Origin of the sequence: Nocardioides lacusdianchii (assembly GCF_020102855.1) — a bacterium.
Classification (GTDB): Bacteria; Actinomycetota; Actinomycetes; order Propionibacteriales; family Nocardioidaceae; genus Nocardioides; species Nocardioides lacusdianchii.
On the sequence record NZ_JADHZD010000002.1, the window covers coordinates 75,401 to 93,912 of the forward strand.

Below are 18,512 nucleotides of genomic sequence, written 5' to 3' on the forward strand. Positions count from 1 at the left end.
CGCCGTACGTCGTCGCGCGCGGCCCGGTCTCAGGGCACCGGCGGACCGTCCGGCGCGAGGAAGGGCGACCCATCGTCGCGCGGCGCGCCCCACGACGACTCGTCCGTTGTCTCCGGTGCCACCTCGTGGCGCTCGATCTCCCCCCGGGCGATCTCCTCGGCCCAGTGGCACGCCACCCGGTGCCCAGGGCTCGAGCCGGCCACGTCGACCACGCGCAGCTGCGGCCGCTCGGTGTCGCAGAGGGTCTCCTGCCGCCACGGGCACCGCGTGTGGAAGCGGCAGCCGGTCGGCGGGTTCGCCGGCGACGGCAGGTCGCCGGTGAGCAGGATCTGCTCGCGCGAGTCCTCGACCTCCGGGTCCGGCACCGGGACGGCCGACATGAGGGCGCGGGTGTAGGGGTGGAGCGGTACGTCGTACAGCTCCCCCGCCTCGGACTCCTCCACGAGGCCGCCGAGGTACATCACGCCGATGCGGTCGCTGATGTGGCGCACCACCGCGAGGTCGTGGGCGACGACGAGGTAGGTGAGGCCGAGCTCCTCCTGCAGGTCCTGGAGCAGGTTGATCACCTGCGCCTGGATCGAGACGTCGAGGGCGCTGACCGGCTCGTCGGCGACGATCAGGTCGGGACCGACCGACAGCGCCCGGGCGATGCCGATGCGCTGGCGCTGGCCGCCGGAGAACTCGTGGGGGTACTTCTTCAGCCCCGACGGCGGGAGGCCCACCGCCGACATCAGCTCGCGCAGCCGGGTGTGGGTCGCCGACGCGTCGGTGTCGAGGCCGTGCGCGCGCATGCCCTCGAGCAGCAGCGCCTCGACGGTCTGGCGTGGGTCGAGGCTGGACATCGGGTCCTGGAAGACCATCTGGAAGCGCTTGCGCTCACGACGCAGCGCCTCGCCCTTCAACGAGGCGATGTCCACGCCGTCGAAGAGCACCGAGCCCGCCGTGGGCGGCTCGAGGTTCAGGATCGCCTTGCCGAGGGTCGACTTGCCGCAGCCCGACTCCCCCACCAGCCCGTAGGTCTCGCCGCGGCGGATGGTGAGGTCGACGCCGTCGACGGCGCGCACGTGTCCGACCGTCCGGTCGAAGACGACACCGCGCTTGATCGGGAAGTGCACCTCGAGGCCGCTCACCTCCACGAGCACCTCGCCCGGTGCGCCGGTCCGCGTGTCGTGGGCCGGGTCGAGCCCGGTGGATCCGCTCATCGGGACACCCCCATCGGGTTGAAGCAGCGCAGGCCGACCACGTCGTCGCCCTCCCACTCGGGCGTCTGCTGCACGCACACGTCGAGCGCGTTGGGACAACGCGGCGCAAAGGCACAGGCGGAGTCCCACGGCAGGTTGTCTGCGACGGAGCCGGGGATCGGTGAGAGCGCCTCACCGCGCGGGGCGTCGAGACGCGGGATCGAGTTGAGCAGGCCGACGGTGTAGGGGTGGCGAGGACGGGAGAACAAGGTGTGCCGGTCGCCGCGCTCGACGATCCGGCCCCCGTAGAGCACGTTGACCTCGTCGCACAGCCCCGCGACGACGCCGAGGTCGTGGGTGATCATCACCAGCGCCGTGCCGGTCTCGACGACGAGCTCCTTGAGCAGGGCGAGGATCTGCGCCTGGATGGTCACGTCGAGCGCCGTGGTGGGCTCGTCGGCGATCAGCAGCCGGGGCTTGCACGCCAGCGCCATCGCGATGAGCGCCCGCTGGCGCATCCCGCCGCTCAGCTGGTGGGGGTAGTTGACCAGGCGCGCCTTCGGGTCGGGGATGCCGACGCGCTCCAGCAGCTCGGCCGCCTTCGGCATCGCCTCCTTGCGGCTGAGTCCCTGGTGGCGCTCCATCACCTCGGTGACCTGCCGCCCGATCTGCACGACCGGGTTCAGCGACGACAGCGGGTCCTGGAAGATCATCGCGATCTCTCGACCCCGGCGGTCCCGCATCTGGCCCGGGGACAGCCGGAGCAGGTCCTCGCCGTCGAAGACCGCCGATCCCTCGACGGTGTTGCCGCGGGTGGGCAGCAGGCCCATGATCGCCAGCGACGTGACCGACTTGCCGCAGCCGGACTCGCCGACGAGGCCGACGGTCTGCCCGGGACGTACGTCGAAGCTGATGCCGTCGACCGCCTTGAACGGCTGCTCCCCCCGTCGCCCGAACGTCACCCGCAGGTCGCGGACGGAGAGGAGCGGCTCGGAGGAGTGGACGGGGTGGACCGCGTGCGTGCTCATCGGGGTGCTCATGGCACTACCTCCGGGTCTTCGGGTCGAGGGCCTCGCGCAGCGACTCGCCCATCAGCGTGAAGCCGAGGGCGACGACGATGATGCAGGCGGCCGGGTAGAACGCCAGGTGCGGCGCCTCACCGAGGAACGGCTGGGCCTTGCCGAGCATCTGGCCCCACTCGGGGCGGCGGTCGTCGGGGTTGCCGAGGCCGAGGAACGACAGCGCAGCCGCGTCGATGATCGCGACCGCCAGCACCAGCGTCGCCTGGACGATGACCGGACCCAGCGCGTTGGGCAGCATGTGGCGGAACACGATCGCGCGCTGCTTGACGCCGAGGGACCGCGCCGCGAGGACGTGGTCACTGGCACGCTGGGCGAGCATCGACCCCCGCAGCAGCCGGGCGAAGATGGGCACCTGCACCGTGGCGATCGCGATGATCAGCGTCCACTGGCTCGGCCTCGTGGCCAGCGCCGCCAGCGTGAAGGCCAGCAGCAGCGACGGGATGGACAGCATCACGTCCACGATGCGCATGACGAGTGAGTCGATCCAGCCGCCCACGGCCCCGGCGAGCGTGCCGAGGACGAGCCCGCCGAGGAGACCGAAGAAGGTCGCGAGCACGCCCACGAGCAGGGTCTGCTGCGACCCGACGAGCAGACGTGACAGGAGGTCGCGGCCCTTGTCGTCGGCGCCGAGCGGGTGGCCCGCCTCGGGCCCGGGCACGGGGTTGGACTGCGGGCGTACGTCGTCGAGGAGCGGACGCGCGGCCGGGTCCCACGGAGCCAGCCACGGCGCGACGAGCGCCAGCGCGATGAACGCGACGGTGATCGCGAGGCCGACGAGGAAGACCGGGTTGCGACGCAGCCGGCGCCAGGCGCTCTTGATCAGCGAGACGCCGCCCTCCTCGGCGGCGGAGGCGGAGGCGAGCGCGTCGATGCGCTGTGAGCGGCGCTCGGCGTACGTCGTGCGCTCCGGTGGGAGCTCGGGGGTCGGTGTCATCGGGCTCACCTCGTCCTGATCCGGGGGTCGATGACGGCGTACGCGATGTCGACCAAGAGGTTGACCAGCACGTAGATGGCAGCCGCGGCGATGATCAGCACCTGCAGCACCGGGTAGTCCTTGTCACGGAACGCCGTGGCCAGGGCGTCCCCGATGCCACGGATCGAGAAGACGGTCTCGGTGAGCACCGCCCCCGACAGCAGCGCGCCTACCTGCAGGCCCACGGTCGTCACCACCGGCAGTATCGCGTTGCGCAGCACGTGGCGTCCGCGGATCACCTGCGCGGTGAGTCCCTTGGCCTCGGCGGTGCGGACGTAGTCCTCGTCGAGGACGTCGAGCACCGAGGCACGGGTGATGCGGAAGATGACGGCGAACGGGATCGTGGCGAGCGCCACCGCGGGCAGCACGAGGTGCTTGAGGGCGTCCCACGCGGCGTCCCACTCGCGGGTGAGGATCCCGTCGAGGACGAACAACCCGGTCACGCGCGTGGCGTCGAGGCCGGTGCTCTGGCGTCCCGACACGGGGAGCAGGTTCCACTCGACGGCGAAGAAGTACTTGAGCAGGAACCCGGTGAAGAAGACCGGCACCGCGACACCGACCAGCGAGAAGATCACGGTCGTGGTGTCGAGCGGGGTGCCCTTGCGCCGGGCAGCGAGGTAGCCCAGCGGGATGCCGAGCGCGATGGCGATGACGAGGGCGAAGAACGACAGCTCGATGGTCGCCGGCAGGCGGGCGAAGAAGATGTCGAGGGCGTCCTCGCCCGGCAGCACCTTCGTGGACACGCCGAAGTCGCCCTGGACCGCCCGCTCCATGTAGCGGAGGTACTGCACCGGCAGGGGCTGGTCGAGACCGAGGGCCTTCTCCAGCGCCGCACGTCGTTCGGGGGTGCCACGCTCGCCGAGCAGCGCGGACACGGGGCCACCGGGCAGCGAGCGCAGCCACACGAAGACCAGCACGGACAGGACGAGCACGACGCCGACCATCTGGATCAGGCGGCGCAGGACGAAGCGAAGCATGGATCTCCTCTACACCGGCCCGGACCAGGGGGTCGTCCGAAGGACGACCCCCTGGCACACGGGACGTTTCACTGGTGGGCGAGGAGGACCTCACTCACCGCCGACGGAGACGGTGTCGAACTCCTCGGCGGTCAGCGGGCTCGGGATGACGCCCTCGACACCCGGGCCGACCACGAGGGCCGGCGGCGAGTGGCTGATCGGCAGGCCGGGGAGGTACTCCTCCATGATCTGCGCGTTGATCTCCTCGAAGGCCGCGGAGCGCTCCTCCTCGTCGACGATCGCGTCGGCCGCCTTGAGGTCGTCGGCGAGCTGCTGGCCCCACGGCATGGCCGAGGTGCCGAAGTCGTTCTCCTTCAGGTTGCCGAAGAACGTGCCGATGAAGTTGAACGGCGAGTCGTAGTCGCCGGTCCACCCGAGGATGTAGGCGTCGTACTTGCCTGCGGTCACGTTGTCGAGGTAGCCACCGTTCCAGGACGCGGTCTTGACCTCGACGTTGACGCCCACGGCCTCGAGGTCGGTGCGCAGCGCCTCGTAGAGCTTCTGCGGGTCCGGCATGTAGGGGCGGCTGACCTCGGTCGGGTAGGCGAACGTCAGCGTCATGCCCTCGGCACCGGCCTCGGCCAGCAGCTCCTTGGCGCGCTCGGGGTCGTACTCCGGGGCCTGCAGCTCGGTGTTGTAGCCGCTGACCGTCTTGGGCATGAACTGCGTCGCGACCTCGGCACCCTCGGGCAGCTGGGTCTGGACGAGCTGCTCGCGGTTGATGGCGATGTTGAGGGCCTGGCGGACCTTGAGGTCCTGCAGCTGCGGGTTCGTGTCGGGGTTGAACCCGAGGTAGAGGATGTTGAAGGCGTCACGGATCTCGACGCTGTTGCCGGACTCCTCCAGCGCGTTCCAGTCGACGGGGTTCGGCAGGTCGTAGCCGTTGATGCTGCCGGCCTCGAGCTCCTGGCGACGGGTGCTCTCGTCGGGGATCACGCGGAAGACGAGCTCGCTCACCTTCGCCGCGTCGCCCCAGTAGTCGTCGTTGCGCTCGAGGCTGATCGTGCCGTTCGCCTCGTCGTACTCGCCGAAGGTGAACGGGCCGGTGCCGACCGGGTTGTTGGCGTAGTCGGGGAACGAGAAGCCCTCGCCCTCGGCCGCGATGCCGTTGGCGTCGCCCTCCTCCAGCGCCTTGGGCGACTGCATGGACAGCGACTCGAGGGTCAGCATGGTCGGGAAGCCCGACGTCGGACCGCTGATCGTGACGACGGCCTCGAACTCGTCGGTGGCCTCGCAGCTCTGGTAGAGCGAGTTGTCGGGGTCGTTGGCGAAGGCGCCCATGACGTAGCCCCAGTACTCGCCCGCGACCTGGCCGGCCTCGTTCTGGTCGAACATCCGCTCGAAGTTGGCGCACACCGCCTCTGCGTTGAACGGCTCGCCGTCGTGGAAGGTGACGTCGTCACGCAGCGTGAACGTCCACTCCGTGCCGTCCTCGTTGGGCGTCCACTCGGTCGCGAGCTCCGGCACCACCTCGGCGCTGCCGGGCTCGATGCCGAGGAGGCCCTCGAACATCTGCCGGGTGACGCGGAAGGTCTCGCCGTCGGTGGCGTAGAACGGGTCGAACATCTCGGGGGCGCCGGCGGCTCCGAAGATGAAGGTCCCGTCGTCACCACCACCTCCCCCGTCGCCGGCGTCGCGGTCGCTCTCCGCACAGCTTGCGAGGGTGGCGGCTGCGATGAGCGCCGCGGTGAGTGACGCCATGGTGCGCTTCGGGGTCATCCGAGAACCTTCCGTCCGATATGCGTTCTGGGGATGGCCAGCAACCCTAGTCCGCCGGACGTGAGCCGGGCCACACCGCCACGGTCACGGTCGTGTCACGGCCGCCTTGACGCTCCGCCCGGCCGCCACGGCGAGGGAATCGGTGTCGAGACCGGCCAGCGTCTCGACGAAGACCCGCCGCTCGCCCTGCTGCATCGGGACGTGGTTGGGCACGCAGACGACGGTGCAGCCGGCTGCGGCCGCGGAGGTCGCCCCGGTGTTGGAGTCCTCGATGGCCACGCAGTCCTCGGGCGCCATGCCAAGGTCGGCGGCGGCCGTGAGGTAGGGCTCGGGGTGCGGCTTGCCGTGCTCCACCCGGTCGCCGGTGACGACACTGGCGAAGGTGTCGGAGGGCAGCTGCGCCAGGATCGGGTCCACGAAACGCTGCCACGACATCGTCACGAGCGCGCACGGGACACCGCGGCGTACGAGGTCCCCCAGCAGCTCCTGCGCCCCCGGACGCCACGGCACGCTCTCCTCGACCCGCGCGACCACGCCGTCGAGGAGCTCCTCGACGATCTCCTCGCGGGTCCGGTCGATGCCCATGTGCGCGCGGATGTAGTCCGCCGAGTCGAGCAGCGCGTTGCCGACGAGGTTCATCGCGTGCTCGTGCGACCAGGTGCCGCCGTACTTCTCGGCCATCGCGAACTCGGTGGCGACCCAGTAGGGCTCGGTGTCGACGAGGGTGCCGTCCATGTCCCACAGGACGGCGGCGGGCAGGACAGTCGGCGTCACCGGTGAAGTCACCGCACGACCCTATCGATCGTCCGGACCCTCTCCGCGCGCCGCCCACGGATGATCCCGTCACTGGCCAAGTGGCCCGCGCACGGGTAGACAGTGACTCCTCTCGGGAGCTCCTCGGGATCGGGATGAGGAGAAGTCCATGGTCGCCATCCACACGTCCGTCGCGATCGTCCTGGTGATCGCCTTGATCATCAAGGGGCGGATCGACCCGGTGATCTCGCTGATCCTCGGCTCGCTCTACCTCGGCCTCGCCGCCGGCGTCGGCTTCGCGGGCACCATCGAGGCGATCACGACGGGCTTCGGCGGGATCATGGCCGAGGTCGGGCTGCTGATCGGGTTCGGCGTCCTGATCGGGTCGCTGCTCCACTCGACGGGCGCATTCCGCCGCCTGGTGGGCCTGCTCGTCCAGCGGGTCGGGTCCGGGCGGCTGCCGTACGCGCTCACCTCGATGCTGGCGGTCGTGATGCCGTCGATCTACGTGGACGTCCAGGTCGTGCTCGCCGCTCCGGTCGCCCGGTCGGCGTCACCGTTCATCGGCAGGATCGGCCTGCCGGTCCTCGCGTCCGCGCTCGGCTGCGGCATCTTCGCGGGCTACGTCTTCGTCATCCCCGGCCTGGCCGCCATCTCGATCGCCGGCCTGCTGGACATCCGGCTCGGCGACTGGCTGGTCTACGGCGTCGTCATCGGCCTGGCCACCGCACTCGTCTCGACGCTGCTGATGCGGGTGCTCTTCAGCGCCGGAGGCATGTGGGACCCGGTGACCGACGAGGAGGTCGACGAGGCGATGGCCGAGCAGGAGGCGGCCGACGCCGCCTACCTCGCCGGCGAGGCCGACACCTCGCAGGAGGCCAAGGACCAGCGCGAGGCCCGGGCGCGCGAGGTCGAGGCCGAGTCCGGCGTACGACAGCTCCCGCTCGTGGTGCTGATGCTGCCGATCCTGGTGCCGCTCCTGCTGATCGCCTTCGGCGCGTTCGCCGAGCTCGGCGGCTGGTCGACCACCTTCATCGCCTTCCTCGGCGACGCCAACATGGCGCTCTTCATCGGACTGCTGGGGGCCTACGCCCTGTCGCGGTCCTCCGCGGGCGCGGAGCGCACCAACGAGGCGATGGAGGACGGGTTCCACACCACCGGCGAGATCCTGCTCATCACGGGCGTGGGCGGCTCGCTGGGCGCGGTCATCGAGGCGACCGGCCTCGACGCGGTGCTGGGCGACCTGTTCCGTGCCGACGAGGGTGCTCCGGTCGTCCTCAGCATCCTGCTGGCCTGGTTCATCGCCGCGGTGCTGCACCTGGCGATCGGGTCGGTGTCGGTCGCGGCCATCACCGCCGCCGGGATCATCGCCCCGATCCTCGACTCGCTGACCGTCTCCCCCATCGTGATCGGCCTCGCCATCGCCTCGGGGGCGATGTTCGCCCTCCAGGTCAACAGCAACTTCTTCTGGATGTTCAAGTCGCTGCTCGGGCTGTCGACCAAGGGCACGCTGAAGACCCTGACCCTCGTCACCTCGGTGGCGTCGGTGGTGTCGCTCCCGATGGTGATGCTGGCGGCGCTCGTCGCCTGAAGCCCGAGCGGTCCGGGCAGCTCCTCGCGCTCGGTCCTCGACCTCAGTCCTCCGGGTCGTAGCCGAGGTTGGGCGAGAGCCACCGCTCGGCCTCGGCGAGGGTCCAGCCCTTGCGCTCGGCGTAGTCGGCGACCTGGTCGCGGTTCACGCGCCCCACGACGAAGTACTGCGACTGGGGGTGGGAGTAGTAGAAGCCGCTCACCGAGGCGCCGGGCCACATCGCCATCGACTCGGTGAGCTTGATGCCGGTGTGCTCCTCGACGTCGAGGAGCTCCCACAGGGTCTGCTTCTCGGTGTGCTCGGGGCACGCCGGGTAGCCGGGCGCGGGGCGGATCCCGTCGTACTGCTCCTTGATGAGCCCTACGTTGTCGAGCTGCTCGTCGGGCGCGTAGCCCCACATCTCCTTGCGCACCAGCTCGTGCAGGTGCTCGGCGAACGCCTCGGCCAGCCGGTCCGCGAGCGACTCCAGCAGGATCGCGTTGTAGTCGTCGAGCTCGGCGCGGAAGGCCTCGACCCGCTCGGTCACGCCGTCACCGGCGGTCACCGCGAAGGCACCGACGTGGTCCGGCAGCCCGCTCTCCTTGGGCGCGACGAAGTCGGCCAGCGAGCGGTTGGGTACGCCGTCGCGGTGCTGGCCCTGCTGGCGCAGGTGGTGCAGCCGGGTGTGCACCCGGCTCCGGTCGTCGTCGAGGTAGAGCTCGACGTCGTCGCCCACCGAGCTGGCCGGGAAGAAGCCGACCACGCCGTGGGCGCGGATCCACTTCTCCTCGATCATCTGGTCGAGCATCGCCTGCGCGTCGTCGTACAGCTTGCGCGCGGCGGGACCCGAGCTCGGGTTGTTGAGGATGTCGGGGAAGGCGCCCTTCATCTCCCAGGCGTTGAAGAACGGCTGCCAGTCGATGTAGGGGCGCAGCACCGACAGGTCGTGGTCGCGCAGCACCCGGACACGCTGGCCGCTGCGCAGCTGGTCCGGCTGTGGTGGCTGGTAGTCGGTCCAGTCGATGGGGGTCGCATTGGCGCGTGCCTGCTCCAGGGTCACCATCGGACGGTCGTTCTTCGCGGAGTGGCGCGTGCGGAGCGAGTCGAAGTCGGCCTTGACGTCGGCCATGAGCTTCGCGCGACCGGTCTCGTGGAGCAGCGCCGCAGCGGTGGGCACCGAGCGCGAGGCGTCCTTGACCCAGACGACCGGGCCGTCGTACCTGGGGTCGACCTTCACCGCTGTGTGGGCACGCGAGGTGGTGGCGCCGCCGATGAGCAGCGGGATCGTGAGGCCCTGGCGCTGCATCTCGGTGGCGAAGTTGACCATCTCGTCGAGCGAGGGCGTGATCAGGCCGGAGAGGCCGATGATGTCGGCTCCGACCTCGGTGGCGGTGTCGAGGATCTTCTGCGCCGGCACCATCACCCCGAGGTCGATGACCTCGTAGTTGTTGCACTGGAGCACCACGCCGACGATGTTCTTGCCGATGTCGTGCACGTCGCCCTTGACCGTGGCCATGACGATCGTGCCGTTGGTGTCCTTGGCGGTGGCCAGCTCGGGGTTGTCGAGCTTCTCCTGCTCGATGAAGGGGATGAGGTAGGCCACGGCCTTCTTCATCACCCGGGCACTCTTCACGACCTGGGGCAGGAACATCTTGCCGGCGCCGAAGAGGTCGCCGACGACGTTCATGCCGTCCATGAGCGGTCCCTCGATCACCTCGATCGGGCGGCCTCCGCGCTCGGCGATCTCCTGGCGCAGGATCTCGGTGTCGGACTCGACGTGCGCGTCGATGCCCTTCACGAGGGCGTGCGTGATCCGCTCGCCGATCGGCAGCGCACGCCACTCGTCCTCGGTGACCTCCTCGGCCTCGGCCGAGCGGTTGTGGGCCTCGGCGATCTCGAGGAGCCGCTCCGCCGCGTCCGGGCGGCGGTTGAGCACGACGTCCTCGATGCGCTCGCGCAGCTCGGCGTCGACCTCGTCGTAGACCACTAGCGCGCCGGCGTTGACGATGCCCATGTCGAGGCCGGCCCGGATGGCGTGGAAGAGGAAGACCGCGTGGATCGCCTCGCGGACCGGGTTGTTACCGCGGAAGGAGAAGGACACGTTGGAGATGCCGCCGCTGACCTTGGCGCCGGGCAGGTTCTGCTTGATCCAGCGCGTGGCCTCGATGAAGTCCTGGCCGTAGGTCGCGTGCTCCTCGATGCCCGTCGCGACCGCGAAGACGTTGGGGTCGAAGATGATGTCCTCGGGAGGGAACCCGACCTCGTCGACGAGGATCCGGTAGGCCCGCTCGCAGATCGCCTTGCGGCGCTCGAGGTTGTCGGCCTGGCCGTCCTCGTCGAACGCCATGACCACGACGGCGGCGCCGTACTTGCGGCACAGGCGCGCGTGGCGGCGGAAGGCCTCCTCACCCTCCTTCATGGAGATCGAGTTGACGATGGCCTTGCCCTGGACGCACTTCAGTCCGGCCTCGATGACCTCCCACTTCGAGGAGTCGACCATCACCGGCACGCGGCTGATGTCGGGCTCGGAGGCGACCAGCTTGAGGAAGCGGTCCATCGCGGCGACGCCGTCGATCATGCCCTCGTCCATGTTGACGTCGATCACCTGCGCGCCGGCCTCGACCTGCTGGGCTGCGACGCTGACGGCGGTGTCGTAGTCGCCGTCCTTGATGAGCTTGCGGAACCGGGCGGAGCCGGTGATGTTGGTGCGCTCACCGACGTTGACGAACAGGCTCTCGTCGGTGATGGTCAGCGGCTCGAGGCCCGAGAGCCGCATCACCGGCTCGTGCGGCACCGGCTCGCGGCGCTCCTGGCCGTCGACGGCACCCGCGATGGCGGCGATGTGGTCCGGCGTGGTGCCGCAGCAGCCACCGACGAGGTTGAGGAAGCCGGCCTCGGCGAACTCGGCCAGGACCGACGCCGTCTGGTCGGGCGTCTCGTCGTACTCGCCGAACGCGTTGGGCAGTCCGGCGTTGGGGTAGACCGAGACGAAGGAGTCCGCGAGGCGCGAGAGCTCCGCGACGTAGGGGCGCATGTCGCGCGCGCCCAGCGCGCAGTTGAGGCCGACAGCCAACGGACGCGCGTGGCGTACGGAGTCCCAGAAGGCCTCGGTGACCTGGCCGGAGAGCGTACGACCCGACGCATCGGTGATGGTGCCGGAGATGATGACCGGCCAGCGGCGCTCCTGCTCCTCGAACAGCGTCTCGACGGCGAAGATCGCCGCCTTGGCGTTGAGGGTGTCGAAGATCGTCTCGATCATCAGCAGGTCCGAGCCGCCGTCGACGAGGCCGCGCGCGGCGACGAGGTAGGCCTCGGCGAGCTGGTCGAAGCTGACGTTGCGCGCGCCCGGGTCGTTGACGTCGGGCGAGATCGAGGCCGTACGGGTCGTGGGGCCGAGCGCACCGGCGACCCAGCGCGGGCGGTCGTCGGTGGCGACCGCGTCCGCTGCTGCGCGGGCCAGGCGCGCGGACTCGAGGTTCAGCTCGTAGGCGAGGTCCTCGAGGCCGTAGTCGGCGAGCGAGACCGCGTTGGCGTTGAAGGTGTTCGTCTCGATGATGTCGGCGCCCGCGCGGAGGTACTCCTCGTGGATCGTCCGGATGATGTGCGGCTGCGTGATCGACAGCAGGTCGTTGTTGCCGACCAGGTCGCTGGGGTGGTTGGCGAAGCGCTCCCCGCGGTAGCCGGCCTCGTCGGGCCGGTCGCGCTGGATGGCCGTGCCCATCGCGCCGTCCAGCACCATGATCCGCTCGCTCAGGATCGCCGTGAGGGCGTCGGTGGCGTCGGGGCGGTGCTGCGGGTTCACGTGGAGCCTTCCTCTTGCCGGCGAACGACCAGCCTAGGAAGGTCGTCCGACAGGCGGACCGGGTTCCCACATGGTGGCACTCGGCGACACGGCCGACGAAATCACGACGGCAGGCTGGGCGGCGCGCCCTAGGCTGGGGCGGTGATCGAGTTCGACGACGTGCAGGACCTGGTCTCCCCCGTGGTGATCGCCGCCTTCGAGGGGTGGAACGACGCGGCCGACGCGGCGTCCGGCCTGGTCGACCACCTCATCGAGGAGTGGAAGGCCGAGGTCATCGGTGCGATCGACCCCGAGGAGTTCTACGACTTCCAGGTCAACCGCCCGATCATCGCCACCGACCACAACGGTCACCGGCGGCTCACCTGGCCCACCACCCGCATCGCGGTGGCGCGTCCCGCCGAGCTGGACCGCGACGTGATCCTCGTGCGCGGGATCGAGCCCAACATGAAGTGGCGCCAGTTCTGCGCCGAGCTGCTCGCCGCCTGCGACGACCTCGGGGCCGAGCTCGTGGTCACCCTCGGCGCGCTGCTGGCCGACAGCCCCCACACGCGGCCGATCCCCGTGAGCGGCACCGCGACCGAGCCCGAGCTGGTCGACCGGCTCAACATCGAGCAGTCGAGCTACGAGGGACCCACCGGCATCGTCGGCGTCTTCAACGACGCGTGCACCCAGCTCGACATCCCGGCCGTGTCCTACTGGGCCGCGGTCCCCCACTACGTCGCCCAGCCGCCCTGTCCCAAGGCGACCCTCGCGCTGCTCGGCCAGCTCGAGGAGCTGCTCGAGGCGCCGATGCCGCTGGGCGACCTCGTCGAGGACGCCAAGGCGTGGGAGCGCGGCGTCGACGAGCTGGCGGCGGAGGACGAGGACGTGGCCGACTACGTCCGTGCGCTCGAGGAGACCCGCGACACCGCGGACCTCCCCGAAGCCAGCGGCGAGGCGATCGCGCGGGAGTTCGAGCGCTACCTCAAGCGCCGCGACACCGACTGAGGCCGTCTCGCGGGGGCGTACGTCGTGGTCGCGAGCGCTCCGCCGCGCGTTGGTGAGCGGTGAGTGAGGGGGATTCGCGGCCGGCGGAATGCCCCTCACTCACCCCCGTCGGCGAGTCCGCGCCGGACACGCCAGGTGGCGGTGCGTGAGGAGGATCTTGCGCCTGCGGAATGCCCCTCACTCACCGCTTCGGGCGGCTGTCGGAGGCGTACGTCAGAGCGACAGGCCCAGTGCCGCGTCGAGCAGCCGGTGGATGGTCGCCGCCGCCTCGCGGTCGGAGGTCTCGGCGAGCCCGGTGGTGCCGAGGGTGGCCTCGACCCATTCCTGCACGGCGGCCACGGCGGTGGGGGCGTCGAGGTCGTCGGCCAGGGCGGCGAGGACGCGCTCCACGACCGGAGCGGCGTCCGCGCCGGCACCGAGGGCCAGTGCCCGGCGCCAGGTGGCGAGGGTGTCGACGGCGTCCCAGAGCTGATCGTCGGTCCACTCCCAGTCGCTGCGGTAGTGGTGGCGCAGCAGCACGAGCCGGATCGCCATCGGGTCGACCTCGCTCATCCGCAGCGCGGACACGAAGACGAGGTTGCCCTTGGACTTCGACATCTTCTCGCCGTCGTAGGCGACCATGCCGGCGTGGGCGTAGGCGCGGGCGAACCGATCGCCGGGGTGTGCGACCTGGGCGTGGCCGGCGGACATCTCGTGGTGCGGGAAGACCAGGTCGCTGCCGCCGCCCTGCACGTCGAACGCGGTGCCGAGGTGGTCGAGGGCGATCGCGGTGCACTCGATGTGCCAGCCGGGACGCCCCGGGCCCCACGGGCTGTCCCAGGCGGGCTCACCCGGTCGCTCGGCGCGCCACAGCAGGCAGTCGAGCGGGTCCTTCTTGCCCGCACGGTCGGGGTCGCCGCCGCGCTCGGGGAAGATCTGCAGCATGGTCTCGCGGTCGAGGCCGGAGACCGACCCGAAGTCCACGTCGGCGGTCACCGAGAAGTAGAGGTCGTCGTCGACGCGGTAGACCGCACCCGCCTCGTCGAGGCGCTCGATGAGCGTGATGACCTGCGGGATCGACTCGACGGCCCCGATGTAGTGCGCCGGCGGCAGGACCCGCAGCGCCTCCATGTCGTCGCGGAACAGCTGTGTCTCGCGCTCGGCCAGCTCGACCCAGTCGACCTTGACCTTCTCGGCACGCTCGAGCAGCGGGTCGTCGACGTCGGTGACGTTCTGGACGTAGGTCACGTCGTGGCCGGCGTTGCGCCAGGCGCGGTGGAGCAGGTCGAAGCCGACGTAGGTCGCGGCGTGGCCCATGTGGGTCGCGTCGTAGGGCGTGATGCCGCAGACGTAGAGCCGCGCCGGCCCCTCGGGACGGGTCTCGACGAGGGAGCCGGTGGCGGTGTCGTGCAGACGCACCACCGGGCCTGTCACAGGCAGTCGGGGAACGTCGGGGGACGACCAGGCACGCATGCGGCGCAGCCTATCGGCCGGTCGGAAGTCACTGTGGAGGAGATCTCGATACGCCCTCGTCGCGGCTTCGTTCCTCAGCCGCGGGGGCTACTCGATCTGGCCGGGCCCACGCGCCGACCTCGTGCCTCGGTCGACGCTGCCCGTCTCAAAAGGGCGGCCAGGGGATGACGGGGTACGACGACGTGGCGGGGCCCGGGAACTCACCGCGGGCCAGCAGCCGCTGGACACGGCTCACGGTCATCGCGACCTCGGCCTCGGCCAGCAGGTCGGTGAGGGTCGCACCGAGCGACCCCTCGAGCGCTGCGGCGAGGCGCCGCAGCCCGGTGGTCTCGTCGTCGGTGATCGGCTCGCCGACCCAGCCCCAGAGCACCGTGCGCAGCTTGTGCTCGAGGTGGAAGGTCAGCCCGTGGTCGACGCCGTGGCGATGCCCGTCGGGCATCGGCAGGACGTGGCCGCCCTTGCGGTCGGCGTTGTTGACCACCACGTCGAAGAGCGCCATGCGCCGTAGCGCGGCGGTGTCCTCGTGGACCAGCGCGACGGGCTGGTCGTGGGCGTCGAGGCCGTCGAAGACGTGGCGGTAGCCCTCGGGCAGCTCGCCCTCGGCGACGATGTCGACCGGCGCCTGGTCCTCGTCCTCGTCGCGCCACAGCTGCACCATGCCCGGGCCGTGCGGTCCGTCGCCGAGGACCGTGGGCGGCACGATGTCCCAGCCCAGCGCCTGCGAGACGGCGTACGACGCGACCTCGCGCGAGGCGAGGGTGTGGTCGGGGAAGTCCCACAGCGGCCGCTCCCCCGCGACCGGCTTGTAGACGACCCGCACCCCGCCGAGCTCGCCGACGAAGGTGGCGTTGGAGGCGGGAAGGACGCGCCCGTGGAGCGTCAGCTCCCCGGTCGGGAAGCCCTCGGGCAGGTCAGGGGTCACGACGCCGGAAGCCGTTGGCGCGCACGCACAGGTGGCCGTCGGGGTCGACGGGCTCGCCGCAGAAGGGGCAGTCCGGTCGGCCCGCACCGATGACCGAGCGGGACCGCTCGACGAAGGAGCGGGCAGCAGCGGCGGTGATGCGGACGAGGAAGATCTCCTCCGGCTCGGGCTCGAGCAGGTCCTCGAGGTCCTCCTGGAGCTGCTCGGGCGACACGACGGCCGCCTCGGTGAACGGGAAGACCTCGATCACCACGCGCTCGTCGGTGCCGTCCCACGACAGGGTCATGGTGCCTGCGCGGAACTCATCCTCGATCGGCTGCTCCAGGGGCTGGCCGTCCACCATGTCGCGCGGGGCGATCGCGGGGATCAGGAGCTCGCCGCCGGCGCCGCGCATGAGCTCGTCGAGCAGCTCGTCGATGCGCTCGGCGAGGGCCGCCACCTGCTGCTTCTCCAGCGACACGCTGACCAGCCGGGTGCCTTCGCGGGCCTGGAGGAAGAAGGTGCGCTGGCCGGGCTCGCCAACGGTGCCGGCGACGAAGCGCTCGGGCGGGTCGAAGCGGTGCACGACGGGCATGTCACTCACCCTAGGACGTCGCTGTCTGGGTCTCGGGGGTGGCCTGCGGGCCCGCGCCGCCGCCGACCGCGGCGTCACTGCCGCGGCGTCGCCGGGACTTCTTGGGGGGCGTGAGCCACGACAGGTCGCCGGCATGGGTGTTGGTGCCGAGGACGAAGGGGCGCGAGTCGGTGTAGCGCACGATCGACACAGACGCAGGGTCGACGTGGATCCGCTGGAAGAGGTCGAGGTGCGTCCCCAGCGCGTCGGCGAGGATCGACTTGATGACGTCGCCGTGGCTGACCGCCAGCCAGACGGCATCGTCGCCGTGCTCGGCCGAGATCCGCGCGTCGTGGCGGCGGATCGCCGCAACCGCCCGGTCCTGCATGGCGCGCATCGACTCCCCGCCGGGGAAGGTCGCGGCGGACGGCTGCGTCTGCACGGTCTTCCAGAGCTTCTCCTTGGCGAGGTCCTTCAGCGCCCGGCCCTGCCACTCGCCGTAGTCGCACTCGGAGAGCTGCTTGTCGGTGCTGGCCCGCAGCGGCGTGGCCTGGGGCCGGGTGACCTCGCGGCACGTCTCACGGCATCGCTCGAGCGGGCTCGTGACGGCTGCGCAGAGGCGTACGCCTGCCAGCCTGTCCCCCACGGCGACGGCCTGCTTCACGCCGGTGTCGTCGAGGTGCACGCCGGGCAGGCGCCCGGCCAGGACGCCGGTCGCGTTGGCGGTCGAACGACCGTGTCGGACGAGGATGACGGTAGCCACGCCAGCGACCCTAGCCAAGACGGGGTAGGACTAGCCTGACCGCGTGATCGTGGACAACGCCCTCTACCACCGGGGCAAGCGGGTGCCCCTCGGCGAGGGCGACCAGAGCCTGGGCCACGCGCGGGTCCCGTGCGCGCCCGGCGACTTCCAGTGGATCGGCATCCACGACCCCAGCCCCGAAGAGCTCCAGCTCATCGCCGACACCTTCGACCTGCACCCGCTGGCGGTCGAGGACGCCGGCGACTCCCACCAGCGCCCGAAGCTCGAGCACTACGGCGACACTCTCTTCCTGGTCCTCAAGACGCTCTGGTACGTCGACGAGGAGGACGCGGTCGAGACCGGCGAGATCAACATGTTCGTCGGCGCCGACTTCGTGGTGACCGTGCGCCACGGCGAGGGCATCGACCTCGCCGACTCGCGCAAGGACCTCGAGGAGCGCGCACAGGTGCTCGAGCACGGCCCGATGGGGGTCATGTACGCCATCTGCGACCGCGTCGTCGACGAGTACGAGCGCGTCGGGGCGGCGCTGGAGGAGGACGTCGACGAGGTGGAGGAGTCGGTCTTCTCCCCCGCCCGCACCGACGACTCGACCCGCATCTACGTCCTCAAGCGCGAGATCGCCGAGGTGCGCCGAGCGGTGATGCCCCTGCGCGAGCCGATGCGGAAGTTCTCGATGCACTCCGACACGGTTCCGACGATCCGCACACCCATCCCGATCACGGCCGAGACCGCGACCTACTTCCGCGACGTCTCCGACCACCTCCAGCGGGTGTCGGAGGTGATCGACAGCCTCGACATTCTGCTGTCGACCGCCTTCGACGGTCACCTGGCGCGGATCTCGGTGCAGCAGAACGAGGACATGCGCAAGATCTCCGCCGGCGCCGCCCTCGTCGTCGTGCCCACCCTGATCGCCGGGATCTACGGCATGAATTACGAGCTGTTTCCGAAGAACGACTGGGACTACGGTTTCGCGTTCGCAGTGGCACTGATGGTCGCTACGGCGGCTGGCTTGTTCGTCTGGTTCAGGCGATCGGGCTGGCTCTGAGTCCTCAACCTTCGGCCGCGACGCCGTGACGCCGACCGGTTCGGCGACTGGGGACACGGATGAGGTCGGTATCCACGTCATCGCAGCGAGGCACGCACGACCAACCCTGTGGGTTGTCCGGGTCGTAGTGGACCACCGTGTTGTCGCGCTCGAGCCCTGAAAGCCATGCATTGAGCATGTCGCTCATCTGCGTCGTCAGCACCTTGCCAGCCCGACGACGAGCCTCGGCGCCCAGCATGGAGACTGCGTGTGCGTGCCGGTGTTCGGGCAGCACCGCCCACGGAATCAGGTCAACATCACGGACGATGCGATTCTCGATGCCGTTGCGCCTGCGGAGCGCGGCCCACATGCTGATGGTGGTCTCGATCTCATACTTCCGACGGTAGGTATCGACCATCCACTGATACGTCCGCCCCTCCTCGAGCCAGCGAACGACCTCCCGCATGTCCTGGACCTTCGATCGTGCTGGCAACGCTCCTGTACCCCTTGTCTCCGCGTAGCGGGCTCACTCATCGATGGGTAGAGATAGCATCCTGGTGACCCGGGCATCGTGCCGCCATGGACGCGTGCGAGCCGTTCACTGGGGAACCGAGGGCACGTGCCCACCGTGTTGGTTCCTGCTTCTCGTTCCCCAACCGCGCGGTAGTCGCGGAACCACCCTGAGGGCGACGCACCACGGCCCCGGCGGTTGTCG

General features: G+C 70.3%; 15 protein-coding genes. 3 read left to right on the forward strand and 12 right to left on the reverse strand.

Translation table 11 applies throughout. The features are described 5' to 3' along the window. Window positions 1-29: 29 nt before the first annotated feature. The 6 genes from IRX98_RS03035 to IRX98_RS03060 all read right to left on the reverse strand — a co-directional run bounded on the left by IRX98_RS03035 (window position 30) and on the right by IRX98_RS03060 (window position 6,757). Window positions 30-1,202, reverse strand: a complete 1,173-nt coding sequence (locus IRX98_RS03035; protein ID WP_224273751.1) for an ABC transporter ATP-binding protein — start codon at window positions 1,200-1,202, stop codon at window positions 30-32. Next, the gene (locus tag IRX98_RS03040; RefSeq protein ID WP_224273752.1) at window positions 1,199-2,221 is read right to left on the reverse strand and encodes an ABC transporter ATP-binding protein; all 1,023 of its coding nucleotides are present in this window, start codon (window positions 2,219-2,221) and stop codon (window positions 1,199-1,201) included. Before IRX98_RS03040 ends, IRX98_RS03035 begins: the two co-directional genes overlap by 4 nt. A 4-nt stretch (window positions 2,222-2,225) precedes the next feature. Continuing rightward, a complete protein-coding gene (locus IRX98_RS03045; RefSeq protein WP_224273753.1) occupies window positions 2,226-3,197 on the reverse strand; it encodes an ABC transporter permease in 972 nt (323 codons plus the stop codon). Between the two features lie 5 nt (window positions 3,198-3,202). Further along, window positions 3,203-4,213: an ABC transporter permease gene (locus IRX98_RS03050; protein WP_224273755.1), complete on the reverse strand. Its 1,011-nt coding sequence runs from the start codon at window positions 4,211-4,213 to the stop codon at window positions 3,203-3,205. A gap of 90 nt (window positions 4,214-4,303) precedes the next feature. After that, window positions 4,304-5,971, reverse strand: a complete 1,668-nt coding sequence (locus tag IRX98_RS03055; protein ID WP_224273756.1) for an ABC transporter substrate-binding protein — start codon at window positions 5,969-5,971, stop codon at window positions 4,304-4,306. Between the two features lie 84 nt (window positions 5,972-6,055). Then, window positions 6,056-6,757 (reverse strand): HAD family hydrolase, encoded by a 702-nt coding sequence (locus tag IRX98_RS03060; RefSeq protein ID WP_224273757.1) that lies wholly within the window; start codon window positions 6,755-6,757, stop codon window positions 6,056-6,058. Between the two features lie 136 nt (window positions 6,758-6,893). Between IRX98_RS03060 and IRX98_RS03065 the strand changes: the two genes are divergently transcribed. Next, window positions 6,894-8,315: a GntP family permease gene (locus IRX98_RS03065; protein WP_224273758.1), complete on the forward strand. Its 1,422-nt coding sequence runs from the start codon at window positions 6,894-6,896 to the stop codon at window positions 8,313-8,315. Between the two features lie 43 nt (window positions 8,316-8,358). Here IRX98_RS03065 and metH read toward each other — a convergent pair whose 3' ends face one another. Beyond that, window positions 8,359-12,033: a methionine synthase gene (gene metH / locus IRX98_RS03070; RefSeq protein ID WP_235744764.1), complete on the reverse strand. Its 3,675-nt coding sequence runs from the start codon at window positions 12,031-12,033 to the stop codon at window positions 8,359-8,361. Between the two features lie 204 nt (window positions 12,034-12,237). On the opposite strand from metH, the gene IRX98_RS03075 reads away from it, so the two are divergent. Further along, entirely contained in the window at window positions 12,238-13,083 is an 846-nt protein-coding gene (locus IRX98_RS03075; protein ID WP_224273760.1) for a PAC2 family protein, read from the forward strand. Window positions 13,084-13,296: 213 nt separating this feature from the next. Here IRX98_RS03075 and mshC read toward each other — a convergent pair whose 3' ends face one another. The 4 genes from mshC to IRX98_RS03095 all read right to left on the reverse strand — a co-directional run bounded on the left by mshC (window position 13,297) and on the right by IRX98_RS03095 (window position 16,773). Further along, window positions 13,297-14,535 carry a cysteine--1-D-myo-inosityl 2-amino-2-deoxy-alpha-D-glucopyranoside ligase gene (gene mshC, locus IRX98_RS03080; RefSeq protein ID WP_224273762.1) on the reverse strand — a complete coding sequence of 413 codons (1,239 nt, stop codon included), beginning with the start codon at window positions 14,533-14,535 and terminating at the stop codon, window positions 13,297-13,299. Between the two features lie 145 nt (window positions 14,536-14,680). Further along, window positions 14,681-15,457: an SCO1664 family protein gene (locus tag IRX98_RS03085; protein ID WP_224273764.1), complete on the reverse strand. Its 777-nt coding sequence runs from the start codon at window positions 15,455-15,457 to the stop codon at window positions 14,681-14,683. Then, complete coding sequence (locus IRX98_RS03090) at window positions 15,447-16,031, reverse strand: DUF3090 domain-containing protein (RefSeq protein WP_224273766.1); 585 nt, start codon at window positions 16,029-16,031, stop codon at window positions 15,447-15,449. The genes IRX98_RS03085 and IRX98_RS03090 overlap by 11 nt, the downstream gene beginning before the upstream one ends. A 10-nt stretch (window positions 16,032-16,041) precedes the next feature. Continuing rightward, window positions 16,042-16,773 carry a histidine phosphatase family protein gene (locus IRX98_RS03095; protein WP_224273768.1) on the reverse strand — a complete coding sequence of 244 codons (732 nt, stop codon included), beginning with the start codon at window positions 16,771-16,773 and terminating at the stop codon, window positions 16,042-16,044. 43 nt (window positions 16,774-16,816) lie between these two features. On the opposite strand from IRX98_RS03095, the gene IRX98_RS03100 reads away from it, so the two are divergent. Next, complete coding sequence (locus tag IRX98_RS03100) at window positions 16,817-17,818, forward strand: magnesium and cobalt transport protein CorA (RefSeq protein WP_224273770.1); 1,002 nt, start codon at window positions 16,817-16,819, stop codon at window positions 17,816-17,818. A gap of 4 nt (window positions 17,819-17,822) precedes the next feature. Here the strand turns inward: IRX98_RS03100 and IRX98_RS03105 are convergent, their stop codons facing one another. Next, window positions 17,823-18,263 (reverse strand): hypothetical protein, encoded by a 441-nt coding sequence (locus IRX98_RS03105; protein ID WP_224273772.1) that lies wholly within the window; start codon window positions 18,261-18,263, stop codon window positions 17,823-17,825. Between the last annotated feature and the right edge of the window lie 249 nt (window positions 18,264-18,512).